Here is a 22,611-nt window from a genome sequence, read left to right as displayed (position 1 = left end):
CGCATGCACTTAACCAATAAAGAGATTATAGACAAGCTTTTGAGCTATTCAGAAGACTTGAAACACCACTATCATCTCTATCAACTCTTGCTTTTTCACTTTCAGAATAAGGAACCGGAGAAATTTTTCGGACTCATTGAGGAAAATCTAAAGAAAGTTCATCCTCTTTTTAAGACTGTCTTTAAAACATTTCTAAAGGACAAAGAGAAAATCGTCAATGCCCTTCAGTTACCCTATTCTAATGCCAAATTAGAAGCAACCAATAATCTCATCAAACTTATCAAACGCAATGCCTTTGGTTTTCGGAACTTTGAAAACTTCAAAAAACGGATTTTTATCGCTCTGAATATCAAAAAAGAAAGGACGAAATTTGTCCTTTCTCGAGCTTAGCTTTTCTTCAACCCACTACAGTTGACAAAGAGCCAAAAGAAAAAGGACTAGATTTCTCTAGCCTTTCATTTCTAATTAGAATTTTTTACGTTTACGAGCTGCTTCTGATTTACGTTTACGTTTTACAGAAGGTTTTTCATAGAATTCACGTTTGCGTGTTTCTTGAAGAGTACCAGCTTTAGTAACCGCACGTTTGAAACGACGAAGTGCGTCGTCAAGAGATTCATTCTTACGTACTACTGTTTTAGACATTTTTTTCACTCCCTTCAAGTTCAAGATCTATTCTATTTTACACATAAAAGGAATAATTGTCAAGAAAAAATCCGGTTTAATTTTGATTTTTTCTGCCATTTATACAAGTCTTGAAAGCGTTCAATAGAAGATACTGAACGGTTTCACTTTTTTATTTTTCAAGTAAGCTGAGCGCTTCAGCATCTGCGATGATGGTCACATCAGGGTGGTTTTGTAGGCTACTTGCTGGTAGAGACTCAGTCACTTGGCCAGACACTGTTCCGGCAATGGCTTCTGCTTTTGATTCACCGTAAGCAAAGAGAAGAATTGACTTTGCATCCAAGATGTTTTTAATCCCCATTGAAATGGCTTGGGTTGGGACGTCTTCAATCTTGTCAAAAAAGCGCGCATTGGCTTCAATAGTAGACTGATCAAGTTCGACTAGATGCGTTTGACTGTCAAATGGAGTACCAGGTTCATTAAATCCGATATGTCCATTGCGACCAATTCCCAAGATTTGGAGGTCCACTGGATGGTCAGCTAAAATTTGATTGTAGCGTTCTACTTCTGCTTCAGCATTGTCCTTAACCCCACGAGGCAAGAAACTTTCTTTAAATGGTTTTTGGTTAAACAAGTTTTCTTGCATGAAGTAACGGTAAGACTGTGGGTTGTCTCCATCAAGTCCTACATACTCATCAAGGTTGACACTGGTTAGATTTGAAAAATCAAGGTCACTCTCAACGATTTCCTTGTAAAATTCAAGTGGGCTACTTCCTGTCGCAAGTCCTAGAGTTTGAGCTCCATTGGCCAATTTTTCCTTCAAAATCTCAAAAGCAACTTTTCCACCTTCGACTTGGTTTTCAACTTTAATGACTTTCATCTATTTATCCTCCGTTTTAATCTATATTTATTATATGGTATAGACCAATTTTTGTCAAGTGAAAACGATTTAATTTCTAAAAAAAGAGCGACTATACTTGAAACATGTTATAATGGATAGGATTAGAACTTAGAAAGAATGAACAGATATATGAATACAGCTGATTTTGATTTCCACTTGCCAGAGGAATTGATTGCCCAAACACCCCTTGAAAAACGGGATGCTTCTAAACTCCTCATTGTCAACCGTGAGACGGGAGAAATGCAGGATAAACACTTCCATTCGATTATTGATATGCTGGAACCTGGTGATGCCCTTGTCATGAACGACACCCGCGTTCTCCCTGCCCGCCTCTATGGTCAAAAAGAGGAGACAGGAGGTCATGTGGAACTTCTCCTGCTCAAAAACACTGCTGGCGATGAGTGGGAAGTTCTGGCTAAACCTGCCAAACGCCTCAAGGTTGGCACTCGCGTCAGCTTTGGTGATGGCCGTCTCAGCGCTGTCGTGACAGAAGAATTAACCCACGGGGGTCGCATTGTCCGCTTCGAATACCAAGGAATTTTCCTAGAAGTCTTGGAAAGTCTGGGTGAAATGCCTCTGCCACCTTATATCCACGAAAAACTGGATGACCGTGAACGTTATCAAACCGTCTACGCCAAGGAAAGTGGCTCTGCTGCTGCACCGACTGCTGGCCTCCACTTCACTAAAGAACTACTAGCAGAAATCCAAGCTAAAGGTGTTCATCTAGTCTATCTGACTCTTCATGTCGGACTCGGAACCTTTAGACCAGTTTCTGTTGACAATCTGGATGAACACGAAATGCACTCAGAATTCTATCAACTTTCTGAGGAAGCTGCTGCCACCCTTCGCTCTGTCAAGGAAAATGGTGGTCGTGTCATCGCTGTCGGAACCACTTCTATCCGCACCTTGGAGACTATTGGTTCCAAGTTTGATGGGCAAATCCAAGCAGATTCTGGATGGACCAATATCTTTATCAAACCTGGCTATGAATGGAAGGTCGTGGATGCCTTCTCAACCAATTTCCACCTGCCAAAATCAACTCTGGTCATGTTGGTTTCTGCCTTTGCAGGCCGTGAATTAGTCTTAGATGCTTACCACCATGCCATCCAAGAACACTACCGCTTCTTTAGTTTTGGCGATGCCATGTTTATCTATTAATTTTCACAATCAAAAAAGCGCATATTATCAGGCATTATAAAACCTTGATAGTATGCGTTTTGTAATAGATAAAGAATTAATTTATTCTAAAGCTCGGATCTTTCAAACTCTGGACACTGGCATTGAGAACCGCGCCGACAATCAAAATCTTAGCGATGAGAATAAACCAGAACATCATGACCACCACGACAATAGAACTGAAAAAACGGACGTCCACTAGGTGATTGACATAATTGTTGACATAGACTGAAAAGATATTAAGCAGTAAGGCCAGGGTCAACAAGACAAAGGCACCACCTGGTAATACCGAACGAATCCGTCGGACTTTGACATTAGGCAGAAAATAATAAAGCATGACCAAGATAGCAAAAATCAAGGCATAGATCAAGGGACCTGTTAGGTCTTGCAGATAATCAAAGAGAGGACTATCCGAATTCCAATAGCTTTTGACAAGGTTGAGGAGCATACGGCCAAAGACACTCAGAAAAAGAGCTAAGGCAAAGAGAATCTGCAGACCAAAACTGACAAACAAACTCATGAGTTGATGAGAAATCATCCCACGATTTTTTGCTACTCCGTAAGCTTTATTAAAGGCTTTCTGTAGGAAATTCATGGATTTTGAAAAGGTCCAGAGGGCTGACAAAACCGCAAAACTCAATAAGCCCGTTGAAGGTTGAGTCAGCACCTCTGTAATAATCTTTGCGACCACATCATACATGGTATCGGGCAAGAATTCATTGACAACCTTTAAAAAATTGGAAACTGGAATCTGAAAATAAGGGAGAATATTGACCATCACCAAAAGCAGGGGAAAAATCGAAATCAACCAATAGTAGGCTACCGCGACACTGGTCAACTCACTGTCTGAGGCTTGATAATAATGTAAAAAAGCTTTTACTAAAGGCTTGTCTATCAGCTCTTTCCACCACTTCTTCATGTCACACTCCTTCACTTACAATCTTGATTAATTTCTTCTTACCAATTCCATCATGTCATAAGGCAGGGTATTGGCAGCTTCCTTCAAAGAATAGTTCTCTAAGTTATTCACATTTTGTCGTAACTTCTTGGCATACTTGGTCGTAATCAATCGTTTTTCTTCATATTCGAATATCAACTTACGCTCCAGATAGTAGCCTCTCAGCATTTCATCGATATTGTTGGGCTTGACACGATTGATAACCCGTTCGACAAAGGCACCACTGGTGATGATAGCTGTTTCTCGGAGACGAGAATCCTGCATGAAGCTGATCAAAGAACTCTTATAAACCCCTTTAAGGTTCTCCAAACTTTCGATAATCATCTCTGTATTTTCTAGATAGAGCTCTGCAATTTGGTCATAGTCAAGGTCTCTGAGTTTCTGTGATTCTTCATTTTTCCAACTGCGGAAGGTCTTTCCAAGAGTAAAGACCTCGTGAAGGAGAAAACGTAAAATCCGCAAGGAAACAAGGAAATAATAGGTTAATCGTGAAGCAAACTTGCGATTGATACTTTGTTCCATGTTTTTCAAATAACGTTGGTAGACTCGATAGGCACGCTCACTCATCTTGCCTTCTTCGTAGGCCTGTTCTAAACCATCACTTTCGATACTGAGAATGAGAAGTTTCAAGGCCTCCCAGTCCTCTTGAGCCCCTTTATTTTCTTGACTCAGGATCAGATTTTCAATACGTCCATGATAATTGTCAATAGCCGCGTAGAGGGGAAGTTTATTTCTGGTGCCTTCCAACTCTTTTTCCAACTCTAGCGTTACTTCATTTAAAATGGCGATATGCATGAGATAATCCTTGCTTTCTTCCTGTTCATCCGAAAGATGAGGCAAGACTAAGAGACCTGTTAAAAAGCTTACAAGCGTCACACCTGCGACAAGGAAAAGCAAGAGAGGATACTCCTGCTCTAGATCACTTGGTATCAAAAGAATCGTAGCGATCGACACGGTTCCCTTGACACCTGAGAAGGCCAAGAGAAGCATGTCCTTCATATACTTATTTAGCTTTTTCTTAAGGCGTCTGGTTCTATAGGCATAGTAGCCATAAATCATGATAAAACGAATAGCAAAAAGGACAAGGGTCAGGGCTATGAGAGATAGCAATAAAAGTAAGGGATTATAGATTGGATTGGTCAAGATAGGCTCTGCTATCATTTCCAACTCCATCCCTAAAATCACAAAGACAGAACCGTTGAGCATAAAGTTCACTGTATGCCAAACCGTCTCGGTCACCGTATCCACTTGGGCTTCAAGGAGCGTAATTTTCTTAAAACGGCTTGCCTTTAAAATCCCAGCAACCACAACGGCAATAATCCCTGAAACATGGACTTCTTCTGCCAGAAAGAAGGTCACCAGAGGCAAACTCAATTCTAATAAAAGTTCGCTGGCAATATCCGTTGCGCGCACACTTAGCAAGAAGGTGTGGAGGAAACGGTTGATCATGGCTGTTAAAATGCCAATAAAAAAACCGCCTAGAATTGAAAAGATGAGCGAACTACTAGCTTGCCCAAGAGAAAAGGCTCCAGTTGTCCAAGCTGTCAAAGCTACCTGAAAGGCAACCAAACCAGAAGCATCATTCAAGAGGCCTTCACCTTTAAGAATATTAGACACGCGCTTAGGAAAGCTAAAGCGCTCCGAAAGAGAGGCAAAGGCCACCAAGTCCGTAGGGCCAAGGGCTGCCCCAACAGCCAAGCAAGCTGCCAAGGGAAGACTGAGCCAAAGAAGATGGGCCAAGCCCCCCAAACTCAGGGTCGAGATAAAAATCACTGGAAATATGAGATAAACAATGATGCGCCAGTGTTTTAAAATAGCCGTAATATCCGCTTCTTCCGACTCTCTGAAAAGCAGGGGCCCGATAACCAATGCCAAAAACAACTCCGTATTGAGGTGAAAGTCGGTATTGGGTAAAAAGAGACCAATCACAATTCCCAAAAGAATTTGCACCAGAGGGAGAGGCAAAAAGGGCAGGAGCTTATTGGTTGTACTTGAGACAATCAAAACCAGTAAAAATAGGATGAGGTAAATCAGTAATTCCACGCACTTCCTCCTTAATCTTTTTTACAACAGGATTCAAATATCTCCTTCTGCTCTTTGATTTTTTGATCAATCTTGGAACAGTCTTTATGCTCAATTTTTCTCTGGCACCGTTCCATTTCAAGAGCAACTAATTTTTTCTTGATTTTAAGCATTTTTTTGCTCATATGCGCTTGATCTAACACCCCCACCGCTCGTTCGTGGTGGGTTGATTCAACAAAATTCTGGCGCATGGCATCCAGCTTTTCACGTAGGTATTGTTTATCCATGTCTATATCTCTCTAATTTTTCAATCATCACTAAAAATGGTGGATTGTTGATTTGGTTTAAAGTTCGGTAAATGGCAGCTGTATACTCTTGTTGATTCAACTGGCTCACAAAATCCAAGACAGCATCCCTCTCGATGTCGCCTCCTTCATGACCATAATAGATCATGATAGCAATCCGTCCCCCTTTGACAAGCAACTGGCATAACTTTTCTAATGCTTCAATCGTTGTCTGTGGTCGGGTGATGACAGACTTATCAGCTGACGGCAGATAGCCCAGATTAAAGATACCTGCCTTGGCTTCTGTCACAAACTGGTCCAGTGTCTCATGGCCTTGCAAGATTAACTGGGCATTTGTCAGGCCAGCCTGATGCAAACGCTCTTGGGTCTTTTCCAAGGCTTGCTCCTGAATATCAAAGGCATAGACTTGCTTGGCTAACTTAGCTAGAAAAAGGGTATCGTGACCATTTCCCATAGTCGCATCCACTACGATATCCTCTTTTGTCACTACCTCAGCCAAAAAATCATGTGCCATCTCAAGTGGTCTTTTCATTATTAAACTCCTGTTTTACAGCCTTGCATCCTTGAACGCTTCCACGACGCCGCATCTCCATCTCAATGCTGTTGAGCACTTCCCACTTATTGAGGCTCCACATAGGCCCAATCAGCATATCTCTAGGTGCATCTCCCGTGATTCGATGGATGACGATATGCTTAGGAATGATTTCCAGTTGGTCACAGATGACCTTGACATATTCGTCCTGACTCATCAATTGCAAACGTCCCTCGTGGTAATCCCGTTGCATACGCGTATTGGTCATCAGGTGAAGCAAGTGCAGTTTAATCCCTTGAATATCATTATCCGTGACACAGCGACGGACATTTTCAATCATCATCTCATGGGTTTCACCAGGAAGTCCATTGATCAGATGAGAAACAATCTCAATCTTGGGATACTTTCTTAAACGCTTGACCGTTTCCACGTACAATTCATAGGAGTGGGCGCGGTTAATCAGGTCAGAAGTTGTTTCATAAGTGGTCTGCAAGCCCAACTCTACTGTCACGTGCATACGTTCAGCTAATTTAGCCAGGTATTCGATGGTTTCATCTGGTAAACAGTCTGGGCGCGTTCCGATATTGATTCCTACTACACCTGGCTCGTTGATAGCCTGTTCATAGCGCTCTCGAATGACTTCCACCTTCTCATGGGTGTTGGTAAAATTTTGAAAATAAACCAGATACTTCTGCACATCTGGCCACTTGCGGTGCATAAAGTCAATTTCCTTATAAAATTGCTCACGGATAGGCGCATCCGGTGCTACGATAGCATCTCCAGAACCAGAAACTGTACAAAAAGTACAACCACCATGAGCTACAGTTCCATCCCGATTGGGACAGTCAAACCCCGCATCAATAGGGACTTTAAAAGTCTTTTCTCCAAAAAGTTTTCGATAATAATCATTCAAGGTATTATAAGATTTCATAACCTTCATTATAACAAAAAACACTCACAATCTCAAAAGCCTGACTTTCCTATAAATTCCTCTGTTTCTCGTTTCCATTAGCGATTTTTTATGATACAATATGGGTATGATTTTAATGAAATTAGCATCTATTTTATTATTGATACTGACCTTAGTCGTCTGCACTATCATAACCAAACTTTTTAGATTAAAAAAACTAGGACGAAACTTTGCGGATTTGGCTTTTCCAGTTTTAATATTTGAGTATTACTTGATTACAGCTAAAACCTTTACCCATAATTTCCTCCCTAGACTGGGTCTAGCCCTCTCAGTCCTAGCTATTATTCTCGTCTTTTTCTTCCTTTTGAAAAAACGTAGCTTTTACTATCCTAAATTCATCAAATTCTTCTGGCGTGCAGGATTTTTATTAACACTTGTCATGTATATCGAGATGATTGTTGAATTGTTTACTCAGAAATAAAAAACTAAATCTAAAACACCTCAATCAAACTAAATACAGTGATTGAAGTGTTTTTTCTTTATATCTTTTTTAATAATTCTTATACTCAATGAAAATCAAAGAGCAAACTAGGAAGCTAGCCGCAGGTTGCTCAAAACACTGTTTTGAGGTTTCAGATGGAAGCTGACGTGGTCTGAAGAGATTTTCGAAGAGTATTATTTTCCTTCTTTATCAGGAAAGAGGTAACCAATACCTACACAAGCTAGGACGCCTGCACCAATTACTAGACCACTTGAAATTGGCAAAAGGTCCAAAATTGCATTTGCGATGATAAAAGCAATAATCAAACACATCAAACTAGCCTTGTAGTCTTTTTTCAAAAGATTCTCTAGAGTGAAAAATAGGAACAGACCCACCGGAATCAGTGACCAGAGGTTGAGATCCAAACTTGGCCAACCAATAGAACCAAAATACAATACTGTCGTTGCTGCTACTAAAAATACAATCCCCAATAATTTTTTCATTTCTTTATCTCCAATTTCGTTTTTAGGAACTTGAGTTGTCTAATACTGCCCCCCTCACATCCCTTACAAAAATCATTATAGCAGAGGTCAGTTTCAAGAACAAGTTCTTTTGACTATCTGGTCTCTATATCGGTCTAAGTGGTTGAATAATAGCCATAAAATAAGGAAATAGGTGAAAAACTTCCTTCCAAATAAAAAGGAATTAAGCAACCAAACGCTACTTAATTCCTTGAAATTATCTCATCACCTCTATTATCCTTTAAATTTTGATAGACTCTATTTGCTAATCAATATTGTCAATACTAACCCTTTCAATCAATTCATTAGTTATCAAAACTAAGTCCATTACTAAATCCAAAAAGAGTACCAATAGTAAAGTAAACTAAATAATTGAGTTATAAATGGCTATTTTCACAAAACTGTTTCATTATCACACTATCTCAGTACATAAAGCATTTTTTTCATCTATAGCTTTTGTCCTAATCTTGATCTTTTTTCTTCAATCCAAGAAATGCACCTACGGTAAACATTATTCCAGCAATGAATGGTGTAAAACCTTCTCTAACTGTTCCGGTTTTTGGCAATCTATCAGAATTGTTAGTAGTTGATTTACTATCAATATTGGTATGTTTATTAGCTATATTCTCTGGTTCATTAAGATAAACTTCCTTCTTATTTTCAAAGTTTTTATCATTTTTATCAGGAACTGTAGCTGTAACATCCTTAGTTGAATCAGATCTTTGACTTTCATCTAATTGACTATAATTTACTTGTACAGGAACTGTAGTTTTAACATCTTTAGTTGAATCAGATTTGTGTGAATGATTTTCTCTTTGTAAATCCTCTTTTCTATTACTTTGATTTAATTGACTAGGATTTGTCTGTGGGTTATCTTTCTTTTTGGATACATCAAAAGTAGGTTTATTTTCCTCTTCCTTTTTCTCCTCTATTTTCTTGAATACAGGTTTTATAAGGGTATCTTTTGATAGATTAATAACATAACCAGCATCTTTTTTCCCTTCGACACCAGAAATTTCCCAGCCATCAAATTGATATCCTTTTTCTAATTCACCCTCATAGACAGGTAAAATGAAATCTTCTTCCGACACTATCGTTGAACTCATTTCTTTTCCATTTTGAATGGTCACAGTCACCGTATGAGGTTTTAGTTCGCTTACTTCTCCCGTATCTTTGTTTAAAATGAATTCTTTTACGGTTGTATTTCTTGCAAAATCTTTTACAACAATCTTAATGTTTAGTGTCTTATCTGTTATTTGTTTAATATCATCAAATGATTTGTATTCTTTTCCATTTACATAAATATGTTTGTCTTGAATCTCACCATCGAATCCATTATTTCTTTTATCATTGATATTAAAGACTACAGATTTTCCGTCAGCATATTCAATACTAGTATTTCCCTTAGGATCAATGTTTACTTCTGGTTTAACATTATCATATAAAAATTGATAGTGTACTCCAACCGCTTTCGCATTCAAATCGCTATAGCCAGTTTTAAGATAAACATTTCCATCCATATCTGTTACCTTATCTGGGAATCCGTTTGCTTTATAGTCTTTCATTCCCCAGTCCATGATGTCACCGTCTTTAACATTAAGCTTAATGTTAAAATCTCTAGTGTTATCAATGTGTAAATCTCCGTAGATTAAATAATTATCTACAACCGATTCATTAACTCGCAACTCCCAGTTGAAACCACCCTTATCAGAAATCTTACCTCTTAAATAGAATTCTGGATTTCGTACATAAATTTTATTATATTTAGATGGATTAAAGTAGTTCTTGTCCATTGAAAGGTTTACTGGTTTTGCATCAATAAATAACGTAGAGCCATCTTCTTTTATAGCCTCTACATTGGACTTATCCTCTCCAGTGTACTCTTTACCATCCTTACCAAATAATACCAGTTTAGAAGGATCTGTTACAAGATTTCCATCTTTATCGATTGCCTCCCCTTTATCGTTCATTTTAAATCTAAACACTTGATACCTTACAATGTTAAAGCCGTCCAAAGCCGACATTAATACTGATTGAGTACTTCTTCCATCTTCAACATTTCTACTATCAGTATAAATTATTTTTTTTGAAAGGACTCTTAGATTAGGATTGGCCTTTTGTATTTTTGCTATATCTTCCTTGCTATAGACTCCATTTCCTTCTAACATATCCGTTTTTCCAGGATTATAGGTAGTCACTTTTAGTGCATAGCCTTTTCTCAGAATGATATTATCCTTTAATAGATATTGTTGTTTTTCTGAATCAGAATAGATTTTACCAGATTCCATATCCGTTAAATTGTTTGGTTTATTTTTTGAAAGATCTCCTTCTCCTAATTCTATTACATTCCCATAACTTGATGCATAGGGATATTCTGCTTTAGTTTCCTTATTTTTTTCAGGCATTCTAATTTTAGTTTCAGCTTTTATCTGATCATCATCTTTAACAAAGAATCTCATATCTCCTGCAAAAGCTAATCCATCCACAATATCATTAATATTAGCGTATAAATCAAATGTCATCGTTTTTGAGTGGGAATCATACTTGGTCGTTTTGATTTCTATCGATTTATAGTTATTACCATAATATACCTTGGCATTTTTAGAAACATTACTTATCTTTCCAAGAATTTCAAAGTGTCCATTTTTAGACGGGCTTAGAACACCATAAATTTTTGATTTTATTTCGTCAAGTTTTTCAGTTTCATATTCTAAGGCGCTACCATCGTCATAAGCAATGATATTTCCCTTATCATCGTATTTATAATCGTATTCCTCTGTCCTCTTACCAGTTTCACTTGTAAAGTCATCAACTTCTCTAAATTTCTTTTTAATGAGTTTCTTCAAGTCTTTACTTTCAAACTCTCTAATTGTTGAAATCGTTTTATGAATAGTCAAGCTAGATTTTTCTTCGATAGATTCTTCTTTTTCTTGATGATGTTCTACCTCAGCTGTCTCTTTGTTTAGGCTATCATCTTTAACACTTTTTAAATTCTTAAATTTAGATTCGGAAATCTCGCCAAGTTTTTGGTATTTAGATGAATCCTGATCAGGATCTACTAGATAATAGGAAATCATCCCCTTTTCATCAGCATGATCAGCAAATTTAATTCTATGAATCTTTGTGAAATTGCTAGAGCCATCTAGTGCAATGACTTCAATGATTTTTCCTCTTAAATCTCCTGCACCATTAATTTCATAAATGGTATTTCCGTCTTTGTCAAGTTTCCTATTTCTTCCTTGACCCTCACCTGCGTAAGTTACTTCAAGATTTTTCTCAACCTCTCCGTCTTCATTAACCAGAGCGGCGCCTGCATACCAAACTTCGTTGGCAATCTCGTCAAATTTTTCAGGATGTTCTTTTTGATCTCTCGCAAATAGAGTTTCATTCTTGTATTGATCTTTGACCTTGTGATAAGTATCCTTTGTAATCAGCTTAATTTTTTCAGGATTTGAAAAATCAACCGAAACAATCTTAGGGGCTGTGTTATCAATTTTTACAGGAATATAGGAAACCTGCCATGGATAATCTTTAGTTAATCTATATTTAAATTTATAGAAATATTGACCTTCCGCAATCGGTTCAAATTGACCTCTTATCTTAGTAGCAGGATCTTTGGTATCCTTGCTTTCTGGTGCATTTTCTTCTCTACCTCTAGGGTTATAGATGAGTCCATCCCATTTCAAGTCGCCCCAAACCCTTAGTTTAGAAGATTTGATTCCCTTTGCATCATTTCTCTTAGAGTTTAAAATTCCTTTAATAAAGTGTTCTCTCGAAATGACTTTTAAGTCGATTTGATTTTCTCCCTCTTTATTTGTATTTACTATTGAAATCAATCCTTCTTCTGCACTTCTTAATACAAGTGGAGAAGGTGTTAATCCTCTCTCAAGTTGAGCATCTTGAGGATTTCCATTTGAATCTAAAGGATAAATTTTAGCAATATTAGAACCACTTGATGATGGTGCGTTGATCCCTTCATTATTGAAAGCAAATAATTCTGGATTTTGATCTAGGGATGTTGTATTTTTATCTTTTCTATTTTGGATAACTCCTGCTGGATTAAATTTATCTATACCATGTTCTCCACCAATTCCCTTATTTAAGGTTCCTGGAATTTTTGGTTTACCATCATCATCATAACCTTCCATTGTTTTTGATTTTGATCCTTCTTCCCAGGCCCATTTATCAAGGATTGGTTCCTTATTCCAATCCCCAGCAAATCCCATTAGAGGCATCGATAAAGAAGGTTGGAAATTTGTTTTCTTCCCATTGGAGTTTAGAGCTTCCATTTCTTCCACAGACTCAAAATGAATAAATGATTCTACAAATTTATTTTTATTTTTAGCCTCCCCAACCTTTATAACCGCATTTAAATCAAAGCTAGAATTTGGGGCTATAGTGAAAGTGTCATGCTCAAATGTGATATTTGCATCTTTTACTTTCTCTGGGTGAATTTCTGGAACAATTTGCTTCCCATCTGGAGATTTTTCATCTTTGTATGTTTCATCCAGTTTTAGTCTATCAGTTAGAGCGTCTGTAGTTACCGCTGATGCTGAAACTTTAAAGGTTAAAGGTCTGTTTGATGTATTGTGAAGCTTAATTGTAAAGTATTTTTTATCTCCTTTTATTTCTTTAAGAGAAATAGAACCATAAGAGTTTACCAAACCTTTAGAATCTGTGTTTTTGAAAGTCGCTACAACTTCATTTCTCAAAGCATTGGCAACATTAATTAGCCCTGCTCCCTGTTGTCTAGGTGATGCAAAGTATTGACTTTTTTCTTTCCAAGAAGTCGCATCCATCATAGGCCGTGCAGTATTTTGTAGGGCTATTTTTGTAAGACTTGTAAGATCTATTTTGTCATCTCCCTCAAGATTTTTCAAGGCAGGTCTTTCAAGCATTTCCTTTAACTTTGGTCTAATCAAAACAGTAGAAGCTGCTACGATTGGAGTTGCCATACTAGTTCCTGACATATAGCCATAAGTTGATTTCCCATTAATGACATTGAGAGTGGATTTAATGTTTTTACCAGGTGCTGAAACATCAGGTTTTAAAAGCAAATCTGTTCTTGGCCCCCAAGATGTAGATCCTGCTGGAACTATGATCTCTTCTTTATACAGTTCTTTGTCTGTGTCAGGTGCAAACTTAAAGTCAATCTCTTTTTCGTCACCTACATTCGGTTTATTAGAATTATAGCTTGCCATATCAATTGGATAGTATTGCTCCAATTTATCTTTAAAATCTTCCTTATTATTTCTTTTGACTTTAGTTTTTTTATCAGGGTTAATCATGTTCCATAACTTTACACCATCATCTCCTGAAATTGAGAAAACTTGACTAGTAGTTCCTTCATCCTCTTCATATCCCATAGCTGGGAGCTCTGTCCAATTATCTCTATTGTAGTAATTTACAGTATTTACAACCATAATGGCGCGTGCGCCCTTATCCGTAGCTCTTTTAAAAGAATTTTTTAAATCCTTGGTATAAATTCTATCCATTACTGCAATTTTGCCCTTAAGATCCAATCCTATCAAATCTTGGTCTTGACCTTTGCCTATATATACAAATTTTAATTTACTAGGAGCTTTTGAACCGTCTTCATTTGTTGTGATTTTATTCTTATCGAAAAAGGCCCCTATATTTCTGTATTTAAAACTTTCTCCACCTATGTTGACTTTATCAAACTCAACTGTCTGATTTTTAGCAGAAGCGACTGCTATCGCATCTTCATGTGCTGCAGTTCGCGTTACATTTCCAGTATCTGTCATTTTCAGATTATTATTTGCCACTAAATCCCATGAAGAACTTGAAGCAGAAGTCGCATAGTTACCCGTAGCTACAACCATAGGAATGCCTGCTTTTCTTAATGCTCTAATAGCCTCCCAATATTTCTCACCTACAAGACCTGTTCCTGTAAAGCCAGAGGATACCGAAACAACATCGACATTGTGTTTGATCGAATCTTCAATAGCATGAAACATTGTTTCATCTCCTGCGAAGCCAGATCCTGCGTCAGAGTACATTTTATAAGAGAAGATCTGTGCATTAGGAGCAATTCCATCTATTCCGTTAAAGTTCTTGATGTCTTTTTCAGTATCATTTCCCGCAAGAATCCCTGCAATATGCATTCCATGTGGATCAAAATAATCGCTTCCATCATCAGCTTTTTCTACAGTTATTTTACCACCATTATAATAATTGAAAGCATGAGGAATCTTATCACTCAACCAGAAATTTTTATCAGTACCTTTTAAGTCTTCTTTTTTAAATCTCATTGAGTCTTTAGCATCATCATCAATCCTCATGGCCTTATGCCTATAATCCGTTCCCGTATCTATATTTGAAATGACCATACCCCGGCCATCAAAATTTTTCCCAAATTGAGCATTAATGGCCTTTAGGTAATCGATAGCCTCCTCAACTCCAATTTCCTTTCGGGCATGATTCATCATCGGTTGGACTTTCTGTGCCCTTTCAACAGATGAGATACCTTCTATTAGTTTAATCTTATCCAAATTATCTGGAGTTGTTTCTATTGCAACACCATTAAAAACCGTATCATAAGTATATAAAACTTTTGTATCCTTAAGATTGGATAATTCTTTGATTGCTTTTTCTCCAGATTCTTTATCTTTAAATTCAGCAATATAGACAAGTTTATCCTCTTTTTTGGGACTTTCTGGGTCTTTAATTGCAGACGAGTCCGCTTTATCTCCTTGGGATTGATTGGAATTTTCTTCTTTGATTTTTGCTTCTTCATTGCTAGTGTTATTGTCTATTACAGGATTTTTACTAACAACTTCTTTTTCCTCAATAATTGTTGTTTTCTTTTCTTCAGTATCCTTTGAAGTTTCTATAACATTATGAATATCTTCAAGTTTTTCTTTGTTTTCGTTTTGTTTACCTACTACTTTTTCTTTATCAGAGATATTTAAAGCATCTTCAGAGCTAGATGTGTCTGCTAAAACTACCTCATTAGGGACATATGCTGCTAAAATAACTGCAGCTGTGGTTAATGACAATACTGTACTTTTTTTCATTTTAATTCCTTACATATTTATTTAACTTCCAATAGATAGAAAACTTTAACTTTGCTAGCCTTTGTTATAAAAAGTTTTACTAAGTATTATCTAGGAAATAGAGTAGTGCATTTATATATAATTGTTAACTCTCTGAAAAATAGTATATCAATTAAAAAAAGTTAAGTCAAGAAAAATTAAGGTCTATTAATTTTATTTTTAATATATGTTAAAAACAATAAAAAGTTTCGTACTTAACGGGGATACATTACAAGCACATTCACACCATCAAAAATAGTAGCAATCAACTTAAAGCACTAGCAACATCACAAAGTCAAACATCATTGATGAAATATCAGCGCTATTAAACAATATAAAAAACCGCTAAAAATAAGACTTAACGGTTATTTCTACATATCTAATTTTTCAAATCCTCAGTCATATCTTCACCTGTGACCTAGGCTTTACGAGTGTCTTGCTCTAGTAACTGAGCTAAATCGGCGATTCCACTTATAGTATAGCATTATAAGAAAGGATGTCAAGGGATTCTTAACCCATCTTTTTAATCAAAATCTGACAAGGATTTTGAGGACCCCAAAGTTGTGGAAAAATCTCTAATTTTTTAAAGCCAAGACTGCGATAAAAGACATTTGTTCGATCATAATCTTTATTAGAGCCTTCTGCTACTGTTTTCACCTGCAAAAAATCAACATTTTTACTGGCTTCACTCTCTAGCAAGCAATTGACTCCCAATCCCTCTACCTTGATGAGCTTTTTTTACACCGAGACAATCAATCTCTGCACAATCTTCACTAGAATAGGACAAGCTTACAAATCCAAGCAAATCACTCTCCTGAAAGGCGGCCCACACTTGCAGGTCCTTGGCTCCTTCGATGTAGGCTTGCGTGCTTTCTGGTATTCCAAACCATTCTGGCAAATCCTTCAAAACTTGAGCTACTACAGCCATCTTTTGATTGGCATCTCTCACTTCTCTAATTTCTATCATTTCATATCCTTCAGCTAACTTTATTTAATAACTATTATCCAAAATTAAACTCTACCAATTCAATTCTTCAATCATAGTCCTAATCTCTATAGCTGTCTCATCACCATCTTGGATTTCTTGAATCAATACCTTAATCTTTGAAACTAATTCAGGATCTTGAGCATTATAGCACCGATGAAGCATCCAAATATTATGTACAGTAGGATTTTTTTGAACCGACTCCAACAATAAATCCTCATAGCCTTTATGATAAAACTTCTCCACAAAGTGTACCAATTCACCTGGGGAACCAAAATCTACTTCTGGATGCTTGGAAATGAAATCTAAGATGGGGGCAACCAAATCAAAGGGTTGAGGGTAAGCCCCCATGGCATCCATAACCTCATCTGCCAACTCAAATTCTTGGTCTTCAGTAATTGCATCATGCAAAGCAACTAACATATCATCTTTAGTAAGCATCTGATTCTCCTTTTTCACTTTTCTATATCATATTCGTTTTCGAACTTCTTCTTCACTCATCAAATCTTGTTCCTAAGTAGTTTTCCAACTCCTTTTGGGATAAATCACTAGGAAGCTTAAACACATGCTCATAGCCTTCATCACAAAAGAAAACATTCGCTTCAGGCGGAAACCATTTCCGAAGCCAGATGATATAGGAGGCATAATCTTGTAATCTGTTTATTGAATCAAAGTAATTTATCACAAAGACATTTTGCTTGCTACTCAAATAACTTTCCAAGGTAAGCTGAGGACTTTGATAATCCCAAGAAAGCGAGTAAGCTTTTTCAGGATTGGTCCTTTCTCTAATCAAAATACCTGGGAATTTTTCCCTCAAAGCAGTACAAAAGGCATATAAATCTAGGAATATGGGGTCTTCACTCTCAATAAAGACAAAATCAGCAGTACTCATCAGTCTCTCTCCTTCTTTTTAAAACTGAAAACAGACCTTAACCATCAATGGCAAAATTCTCCAGACTTTCAAATGCCTGCCCCTGATAATCAAAAGAAAAGATATGAATATCATCAAAAGTTTGATCACAGAAAGTAACGGTTTGTCTCTATGGCTCGATGATGGGTTTGCCCAACTTTTCAGTAGCTTCTTCATCTGTGAAATACCCATAAAATTCATGTAAATGAGGCCGTATAAATGCAAGAATACGAGACCTATTTTTATGGTAATTGGATGCCAGCAACTGAGCTTCCACCTCAAAATTTCCACTTGGTTTTTCTTCCCAAGCTACAAGAACATCATCTACTTCATGTAGGTAGGCTTGCAAGGAGTGATCAAATTTCATGGCTTTTTCCCTTTAATTATATTTTAAATAACAGAAAATAAAATCACATAGATTGAGCTAAATAATTACCTAAAAGTATCTGGCATAATTCTTTTCACACTCTCATCTTTTTCAACTAGAAAGCAATCTGGAAAAGTCATCTGCTCCCATTTTTTATAATCAAAACTTGGATCAAAATGATTGATTAAGATTCCTAGCAAATTTCCATGAGAACTCAGTAAAATCGTTTTATCTGAATACCTTTCTTCCAAGTCCTCTAACAAATCTAAGATTCTCTTTAATGCTTCTCGATTGGACTCACCTCCAATAAGAGATTTATCTGGATTTTGCCATAAATATTGAATCGTTTCTTCAAACTCAGAATCTTCAATAAACCTTGAGGATAATTTTCTTTCACGCAAACGATCATCTAGCACTATCTTATCAAATTGTACAGGAGAACTATTTACTGTCTCAAAAGCTCGCTTATAAGGGCTTGAAATAAAGTAATCGATTTTACAAGCATTCAAAAACTCTAACTGTTCAAGAGAAGAAAATCCTTTTTCGGATAAAGTTCTATTAAAATCATCACTCGAAAACCTTGAATGAGCATGTCGGAGTAAAATATAAGTGTTCTTCATAAATTGTCACCTTTCAATTATTGTCATCAGTCTAAAATGGTTTCTAACTCCTCAATTACTCTTTAAAAATCTTCAATACGAGAAACAACCTCATGACTTTGATAATGATAGAGGTCATGAGGCGCATCCATACAGATGACTTTCACATTAGACTGTTCACTAGCAAATTTTTCTGCATAATGTTGCCATTCCGATTGGATAAAACTAGTGCCTTGCTCTACCAACTGAGCTAAATCGGCGATTACACTTGCAGTATAGCACTCTGAGAATAGATGTCAAGTAATATTATTCAAGCTTCTTAATCAAAATCTGACAAGGGTTTTGAGAGCCCCAAAGCTGTGGAAAAATCTCTAACTTTTTAAAACCAAGACTGCGATAAAAGACATTCGTTCGATCATAATCTTTATTAGAACCTTCTGCCACTGTTTTGACCTGCAGATAATCAACTTTTTTACGAGCTTCGCTCTCTAAATTAGCAAGCAATTGGCTCCCAATTTTTCTACCTTGATAGGATTTTTTTACGCCGAGACAATCAATCTCTGCACAATCTTCACTAGAATAGGACAAGCTTACAAATCCAGTCAAATCACTCTCCTGATAGGCAGCCCAAACTTGCAGTGTCGTGGCTCCTTCTATATAGGCTTGTGTGCTTTCTGGGATTCCAAACCATTCTGGCAAATCCTTCAAAACCTCAGCGACAACTGCCTTTTTTTGATTTTCATTCTTGACTTCTTCAATTACAAACATCATAAGTTCCTTTCTTGATTTTAGTCTTACTTTAGCTTTTACGAACCCGCACTCTCGTAGGCATCCAAGCCCCTATCCCATAATTTAAGAGAAATGACAAAGAAAACAAGAGAAATCAAAATCAAACCTCCGATGTTAAAGAACACATCCTTTTCCTGCAAGAAATAGCTAGCAGGATAGTAGGCTGTAAAAGCAAAAGGTATAATAAAACTGATTAACCAACGAAGAAGAGAATTGTAAATGGAAATCGGATACTTAGCAAAATCATTGAACATATAGAAAATGTAAATCATAGCACCTGACTGCTTGGTCCAAAAAGCGATGCTGGCTGTCGCGATTTTTAAGGAAGTATAAATCAAGGTCGCAAATGGTATGCAGACTAGGAAAAGCAGGAATTTGGGAAGAGTCCAAGCAATGCTGGTCACAGTTGTTGCTAGTAAAATGCCACCGACCAAGAGTTCTCCCAAAGCATCAATCTGAAAGGTTTCAACCAGAATGTGAAATAGAGGATTGATAGGACGAGTCAGGTATTTGTCAAACTCCCCTTTTCTCACCAAACGTTGACCTAAAGCCCAGAGATTGTCAAAAAAGAGATGGTCCAATCCCTTGGGAATCAAGGAAAAGCCATAGATAAAAGCAATTTCTTGGAAGGTCCAACCTTCTAGCGAGGGGATATGTTGAAAGATGACATTAAGAAACAAGAGATTCAAGCCTTGAGTCAGAAAGACTCCCAAGACACCAACCACAAAATCCACTTTGTATTCCATGATTTGCTTGATATATTGTCTGATAAAAATCAGATGCATGCGTTGATATTTTTTCATACTATCCTCCCTGAATGGTGATAAATGACTGGACTCGTTTCCAAATCAACTGAGACAAGCCCACCATCACTAAGAGCCAGAAAAACTGGAGTAAAAGCGCCTGAATAATCCGACTGGCATCGTATTTTCCAACAATGATCATGACTGGGGTATAAATCAAGGATGAAAAAGGCAAGAAGGAGAGAATATCTGAAACCACCTTTGGAAAGAAAGCCAAGGGAATCAAACTTCCAGACATAAAGGCCACTATTGAAGTCTTGAGGAGATTCGAGCCCCATAGATTTTTAAACACAAAAGCTGAAAATCCAAAGCAGATATTAAAGAAAAAGTTAATCAGGTAGGCTAGGGATAAGCTAAAGAGATAAATGATCGTTACTCCTAATACTTCTAAAATCCCTTGACCAGATAGGATTTTCATCAGCACAATGACACTTAAAAATGGCAGGCCAACAGAGATAAAAATCAACCACTTGGAACCAAGCTCAGTAAAAAGATAAGAGGCAGCAAAATGCACCGGTCTCAACAAGCGCATGATAATGGAACCATCCTTGACCTCCTCCCCAATCATAAAGGAGCTATCAGACCTAGTCAACAGATTGGTCACAAAACTCATGATGATGTAGAGGGTAATGTCTGCCATACTGAAGCCCTGAATCAAAGACTCCTGTGAGGAATCAAAGACTGCCTTCCAGAGATAAAAAGCCACAAAAGCCCCCATGACATCTCCGATCCGATAGAGAATAAAATTGACTCGATAGGTGATCAATTCCTGAACACCTGCATTGATAAAGGGGTTATAACGTCTCCACAATTTGATCATCTTAGAGCTCCTTTCGGTAGAAGCGACGGATAATATCCTCAATATCCGTATCCATCATCTTCAAATCACGGACTTCAAAATCAGACAGGGTTTGCTTGATAATATCAGCTGATTGGTAGCGGGAACTATCAAATTCAATATTAAGGCTATTTCCTTGTCTATCAATGGTCATATCCGAAAAGCCTTCATAGTGAGAAAGGAGATGACTTTGACCTGGTACCAGTTCAAAGGAGAGAGTCTTCATCTTGCCAAAGGTTTCCTTGAGCTGGCTAACCGTTCCATCAAAAATCTCCTGCCCCTTGTCAATCATAAAAATCCGATCACAGAGTTGCTCAATGTCGCTCAAGTCGTGAGTGGTCAGGAGAATGGTTGTTTCTTCCTCTTGATTGATCTGAGTAATGGCTCGACGAATGTTATCCTTGACCGACACATCCAAGCCAATGGTCGGCTCATCTAAAAAGAGAACCTTGGGATTGTGAAGCAAGGAAGCCGCAATATCCGCCCGCATCCGTTGACCTAGTGAAAGAGTCCGCACAGGATCCTTGATAAATTCCTTCAAATCCAAAACTTCATTCAAAAAGTCCATACGCTTATGGAAAAGCGAGTCTGGCACATCATAGATTTCTTTCAAAACTGTGTAGGTCTCTTGCAGTGCCAAATCCCACCATAGCTGAGTGCGTTGTCCAAAGACAACCCCAATATCCTTGACATAATCTTGGCGATTGTCCTGCGGAATCTTGCCGTTAATCCGACAATAGCCTGATGTCGGCTTTAAAATTCCTGTCAGCATTTTGATGGTTGTCGACTTTCCAGCACCATTTGCCCCGATAAATCCTAAAATCTGCCCCTTTGGAACCTCAAAAGTCAAATCCTTGACCGCTTCAAAGGTCTGCTTTTCAGGATGAATAAAGGAACGTAATGCCCCCTTCAAGCCCGGTTCCTTGACTGTCTTCACAAAATTCTTCTGAAGATGTTGCACTTCTATCATTGTCATATCTATCTCCCTATCGTAAGAAACAACATTGTATTTTTGACTACAAATATTCTAAATCCTTACTTTCTCCACCTTCTCAATATTATTACAGAATGATTTATACCAACCTATTATAATCCAATAAAAAAAGGAATGCAAGCGTTTGCTTATAGATTATGAAATTAGAGATTTTTCTATTATACTAGCATAAAATCAAAAAACATCTTATAATGGTAGTTATGAAACTTACAAACGAAGAAATACAAAAAATTGAAAAACTCCTAAGAGATTCATCGTACGCCAAATATCACAAACGTCTACAGATTATTTATTTTCGTTCAAAAGGAAAGAGTTATAAGGAAATCATGGATCCGCTAGATTGCAATAAAACAACTGTTTGGAGAAATTTGAAAAAATATAAGGAGTTTGGTTTAGAAGCTCTTCTTCTAGAAACCCGTGGTGGACGTCATCGAGAATATATGACTTATGAAGAAGAAAAAGCATTTCTAAAACGTCATATAGAGGCTGCTCAGGTTGGGGAATTTGTAACTGTCAATCAGTTATTTGAAGCCTATCAAAAAGAGATTGGTCACACTTCCACACGTGATGGTTTTTATTATCTCCTGAAACGCCATGGTTAGCGAACGGTTACTCCTCGACCTGAACATCCCAACAAAGCAGACGATCAAACAATTGAGACGTCTAAAAATAAAATCTACATTCGAGACCTTAAGTAAGCGCTTTAAAGAAGAGGGAACTTATAACAAAGTACGCTTGATGTACCAAGATGAAGCTGGTTTCGGAAGAATTAGTAAGATGAGTTCTTGTTGGGCTCCTCAAGGAATCCGACCTAGCATTCCTAGTCATTATATGCGAGAATATC

The 22,611-nt window shown here is 37.3% G+C and carries 20 protein-coding genes and 3 pseudogenes; 4 read left to right on the top strand and 19 right to left on the bottom strand.

All coding sequences use genetic code 11. The annotated features are described in order from the left end of the window. A partial coding sequence (locus ADI86_RS09880; protein WP_049532099.1) for an ISL3 family transposase occupies positions 1-390 on the top strand: 390 nt, incomplete at its 5' end. Positions 391-465: 75 nt separating this feature from the next. Here ADI86_RS09880 and rpsU read toward each other — a convergent pair. Together rpsU and ADI86_RS09870 are read right to left on the bottom strand one after the other, a co-directional pair. Next, entirely contained in the window at positions 466-642 is a 177-nt protein-coding gene (gene rpsU, locus ADI86_RS09875; protein ID WP_000048054.1) for a 30S ribosomal protein S21, read from the bottom strand. A 151-nt stretch (positions 643-793) separates the two neighbouring features. Continuing rightward, positions 794-1,501: a glucosamine-6-phosphate deaminase gene (locus tag ADI86_RS09870; protein ID WP_049532859.1), complete on the bottom strand. Its 708-nt coding sequence runs from the start codon at positions 1,499-1,501 to the stop codon at positions 794-796. A 150-nt stretch (positions 1,502-1,651) separates the two neighbouring features. Here ADI86_RS09870 and queA point away from each other — a divergent pair, with 150 nt between their 5' ends. Further along, entirely contained in the window at positions 1,652-2,680 is a 1,029-nt protein-coding gene (gene queA, locus ADI86_RS09865) for a tRNA preQ1(34) S-adenosylmethionine ribosyltransferase-isomerase QueA (protein ID WP_001090137.1), read from the top strand. Between the two features lie 76 nt (positions 2,681-2,756). Here queA and ADI86_RS09860 read toward each other — a convergent pair whose 3' ends face one another. From ADI86_RS09860 to ADI86_RS09840, 5 genes are read right to left on the bottom strand one after another with little or no spacing between them, the layout of a single operon-like run. Further along, positions 2,757-3,617 carry a YihY/virulence factor BrkB family protein gene (locus ADI86_RS09860; protein ID WP_049532858.1) on the bottom strand — a complete coding sequence of 287 codons (861 nt, stop codon included), beginning with the start codon at positions 3,615-3,617 and terminating at the stop codon, positions 2,757-2,759. Positions 3,618-3,644: 27 nt separating this feature from the next. After that, positions 3,645-5,699 (bottom strand): cation:proton antiporter, encoded by a 2,055-nt coding sequence (locus tag ADI86_RS09855; protein ID WP_049532856.1) that lies wholly within the window; start codon positions 5,697-5,699, stop codon positions 3,645-3,647. An 11-nt stretch (positions 5,700-5,710) separates the two neighbouring features. Continuing rightward, the gene (locus tag ADI86_RS09850; protein WP_000361085.1) at positions 5,711-5,965 is read right to left on the bottom strand and encodes a hypothetical protein; all 255 of its coding nucleotides are present in this window, start codon (positions 5,963-5,965) and stop codon (positions 5,711-5,713) included. Continuing rightward, positions 5,958-6,515 (bottom strand): tRNA (mnm(5)s(2)U34)-methyltransferase, encoded by a 558-nt coding sequence (locus ADI86_RS09845; RefSeq protein WP_049532855.1) that lies wholly within the window; start codon positions 6,513-6,515, stop codon positions 5,958-5,960. The genes ADI86_RS09850 and ADI86_RS09845 overlap by 8 nt, the downstream gene beginning before the upstream one ends. After that, on the bottom strand, positions 6,499-7,455 hold the full coding sequence (locus ADI86_RS09840; RefSeq protein WP_049532854.1) for a TIGR01212 family radical SAM protein: 957 nt from the start codon (positions 7,453-7,455) through the stop codon (positions 6,499-6,501). The genes ADI86_RS09845 and ADI86_RS09840 overlap by 17 nt, the downstream gene beginning before the upstream one ends. 91 nt (positions 7,456-7,546) lie before the next feature. Here ADI86_RS09840 and ADI86_RS09835 point away from each other — a divergent pair, with 91 nt between their 5' ends. Next, on the top strand, positions 7,547-7,906 hold the full coding sequence (locus ADI86_RS09835; protein WP_049532852.1) for a DUF3397 domain-containing protein: 360 nt from the start codon (positions 7,547-7,549) through the stop codon (positions 7,904-7,906). A gap of 194 nt (positions 7,907-8,100) precedes the next feature. On the opposite strand, the gene ADI86_RS09830 is transcribed toward ADI86_RS09835, so the two are convergent. The 12 genes and pseudogenes from ADI86_RS09830 to ADI86_RS09775 all read right to left on the bottom strand — a co-directional run bounded on the left by ADI86_RS09830 (position 8,101) and on the right by ADI86_RS09775 (position 21,749). Further along, positions 8,101-8,409, bottom strand: a complete 309-nt coding sequence (locus ADI86_RS09830) for a hypothetical protein (protein ID WP_049532851.1) — start codon at positions 8,407-8,409, stop codon at positions 8,101-8,103. Between the two features lie 479 nt (positions 8,410-8,888). Beyond that, a complete protein-coding gene (locus tag ADI86_RS09825) occupies positions 8,889-15,464 on the bottom strand; it encodes a S8 family serine peptidase (protein ID WP_049532849.1) in 6,576 nt (2,191 codons plus the stop codon). A gap of 528 nt (positions 15,465-15,992) precedes the next feature. Next, positions 15,993-16,449 (bottom strand): annotated as a pseudogene (locus tag ADI86_RS10785) (GNAT family N-acetyltransferase). A gap of 51 nt (positions 16,450-16,500) precedes the next feature. After that, positions 16,501-16,908 (bottom strand): hypothetical protein, encoded by a 408-nt coding sequence (locus ADI86_RS09810; RefSeq protein WP_049532845.1) that lies wholly within the window; start codon positions 16,906-16,908, stop codon positions 16,501-16,503. Between the two features lie 52 nt (positions 16,909-16,960). Then, positions 16,961-17,359, bottom strand: coding sequence for a hypothetical protein (locus ADI86_RS09805; RefSeq protein WP_049532844.1), 399 nt, complete (start codon positions 17,357-17,359; stop codon positions 16,961-16,963). A 148-nt stretch (positions 17,360-17,507) separates the two neighbouring features. After that, positions 17,508-17,744, bottom strand: coding sequence for a hypothetical protein (locus ADI86_RS09800; RefSeq protein ID WP_241486555.1), 237 nt, complete (start codon positions 17,742-17,744; stop codon positions 17,508-17,510). A 65-nt stretch (positions 17,745-17,809) separates the two neighbouring features. After that, positions 17,810-18,364, bottom strand: coding sequence for a histidine phosphatase family protein (locus ADI86_RS09795; RefSeq protein ID WP_049532843.1), 555 nt, complete (start codon positions 18,362-18,364; stop codon positions 17,810-17,812). 62 nt (positions 18,365-18,426) lie between these two features. After that, positions 18,427-18,579, bottom strand: a pseudogene (locus ADI86_RS11495) (alpha/beta hydrolase); the annotation flags it as partial. A gap of 70 nt (positions 18,580-18,649) precedes the next feature. Continuing rightward, positions 18,650-19,111, bottom strand: coding sequence for a GNAT family N-acetyltransferase (locus tag ADI86_RS09790; protein WP_049532841.1), 462 nt, complete (start codon positions 19,109-19,111; stop codon positions 18,650-18,652). 38 nt (positions 19,112-19,149) lie between these two features. Further along, positions 19,150-19,935, bottom strand: a complete 786-nt coding sequence (locus tag ADI86_RS09785; protein WP_049532840.1) for an ABC transporter permease — start codon at positions 19,933-19,935, stop codon at positions 19,150-19,152. Between the two features lies 1 nt (position 19,936). Then, the gene (locus tag ADI86_RS09780) at positions 19,937-20,755 is read right to left on the bottom strand and encodes an ABC transporter permease (protein ID WP_049532839.1); all 819 of its coding nucleotides are present in this window, start codon (positions 20,753-20,755) and stop codon (positions 19,937-19,939) included. Position 20,756: 1 nt separating this feature from the next. After that, positions 20,757-21,749 carry an ABC transporter ATP-binding protein gene (locus ADI86_RS09775; RefSeq protein WP_049532837.1) on the bottom strand — a complete coding sequence of 331 codons (993 nt, stop codon included), beginning with the start codon at positions 21,747-21,749 and terminating at the stop codon, positions 20,757-20,759. A 218-nt stretch (positions 21,750-21,967) separates the two neighbouring features. On the opposite strand from ADI86_RS09775, the pseudogene ADI86_RS12385 reads away from it, so the two are divergent. Beyond that, positions 21,968-22,611 (top strand): annotated as a pseudogene (locus tag ADI86_RS12385) (helix-turn-helix domain-containing protein); the annotation flags it as partial.

The sequence above is a fragment of the Streptococcus pseudopneumoniae genome (assembly GCF_001074975.1).
In the GTDB taxonomy this organism is placed as follows: Bacteria; Bacillota; Bacilli; order Lactobacillales; family Streptococcaceae; genus Streptococcus; species Streptococcus pseudopneumoniae_D.
This window is presented reverse-complemented; position numbering and strand designations above follow the sequence as displayed.

Coding starts and splice junctions, on each gene's coding strand:
- rpsU (WP_000048054.1), bottom strand. CDS start 642: ATGTCTAAAACAGTAGTACGTAAGAATGAATCTCTTGACGACGCACTT.
- ADI86_RS09870 (WP_049532859.1), bottom strand. CDS start 1,501: ATGAAAGTCATTAAAGTTGAAAACCAAGTCGAAGGTGGAAAAGTTGCT.
- queA (WP_001090137.1), top strand. CDS start 1,652: ATGAATACAGCTGATTTTGATTTCCACTTGCCAGAGGAATTGATTGCC.
- ADI86_RS09860 (WP_049532858.1), bottom strand. CDS start 3,617: ATGAAGAAGTGGTGGAAAGAGCTGATAGACAAGCCTTTAGTAAAAGCT.
- ADI86_RS09850 (WP_000361085.1), bottom strand. CDS start 5,965: ATGGATAAACAATACCTACGTGAAAAGCTGGATGCCATGCGCCAGAAT.
- ADI86_RS09845 (WP_049532855.1), bottom strand. CDS start 6,515: ATGAAAAGACCACTTGAGATGGCACATGATTTTTTGGCTGAGGTAGTG.
- ADI86_RS09840 (WP_049532854.1), bottom strand. CDS start 7,455: ATGAAGGTTATGAAATCTTATAATACCTTGAATGATTATTATCGAAAA.
- ADI86_RS09835 (WP_049532852.1), top strand. CDS start 7,547: ATGGGTATGATTTTAATGAAATTAGCATCTATTTTATTATTGATACTG.
- ADI86_RS09830 (WP_049532851.1), bottom strand. CDS start 8,409: ATGAAAAAATTATTGGGGATTGTATTTTTAGTAGCAGCAACGACAGTA.
- ADI86_RS09825 (WP_049532849.1), bottom strand. CDS start 15,464: ATGAAAAAAAGTACAGTATTGTCATTAACCACAGCTGCAGTTATTTTA.
- ADI86_RS09810 (WP_049532845.1), bottom strand. CDS start 16,908: ATGCTTACTAAAGATGATATGTTAGTTGCTTTGCATGATGCAATTACT.
- ADI86_RS09805 (WP_049532844.1), bottom strand. CDS start 17,359: ATGAGTACTGCTGATTTTGTCTTTATTGAGAGTGAAGACCCCATATTC.
- ADI86_RS09800 (WP_241486555.1), bottom strand. CDS start 17,744: ATGAAATTTGATCACTCCTTGCAAGCCTACCTACATGAAGTAGATGAT.
- ADI86_RS09795 (WP_049532843.1), bottom strand. CDS start 18,364: ATGAAGAACACTTATATTTTACTCCGACATGCTCATTCAAGGTTTTCG.
- ADI86_RS09790 (WP_049532841.1), bottom strand. CDS start 19,111: ATGTTTGTAATTGAAGAAGTCAAGAATGAAAATCAAAAAAAGGCAGTT.
- ADI86_RS09785 (WP_049532840.1), bottom strand. CDS start 19,935: ATGAAAAAATATCAACGCATGCATCTGATTTTTATCAGACAATATATC.
- ADI86_RS09780 (WP_049532839.1), bottom strand. CDS start 20,755: ATGATCAAATTGTGGAGACGTTATAACCCCTTTATCAATGCAGGTGTT.
- ADI86_RS09775 (WP_049532837.1), bottom strand. CDS start 21,749: ATGACAATGATAGAAGTGCAACATCTTCAGAAGAATTTTGTGAAGACA.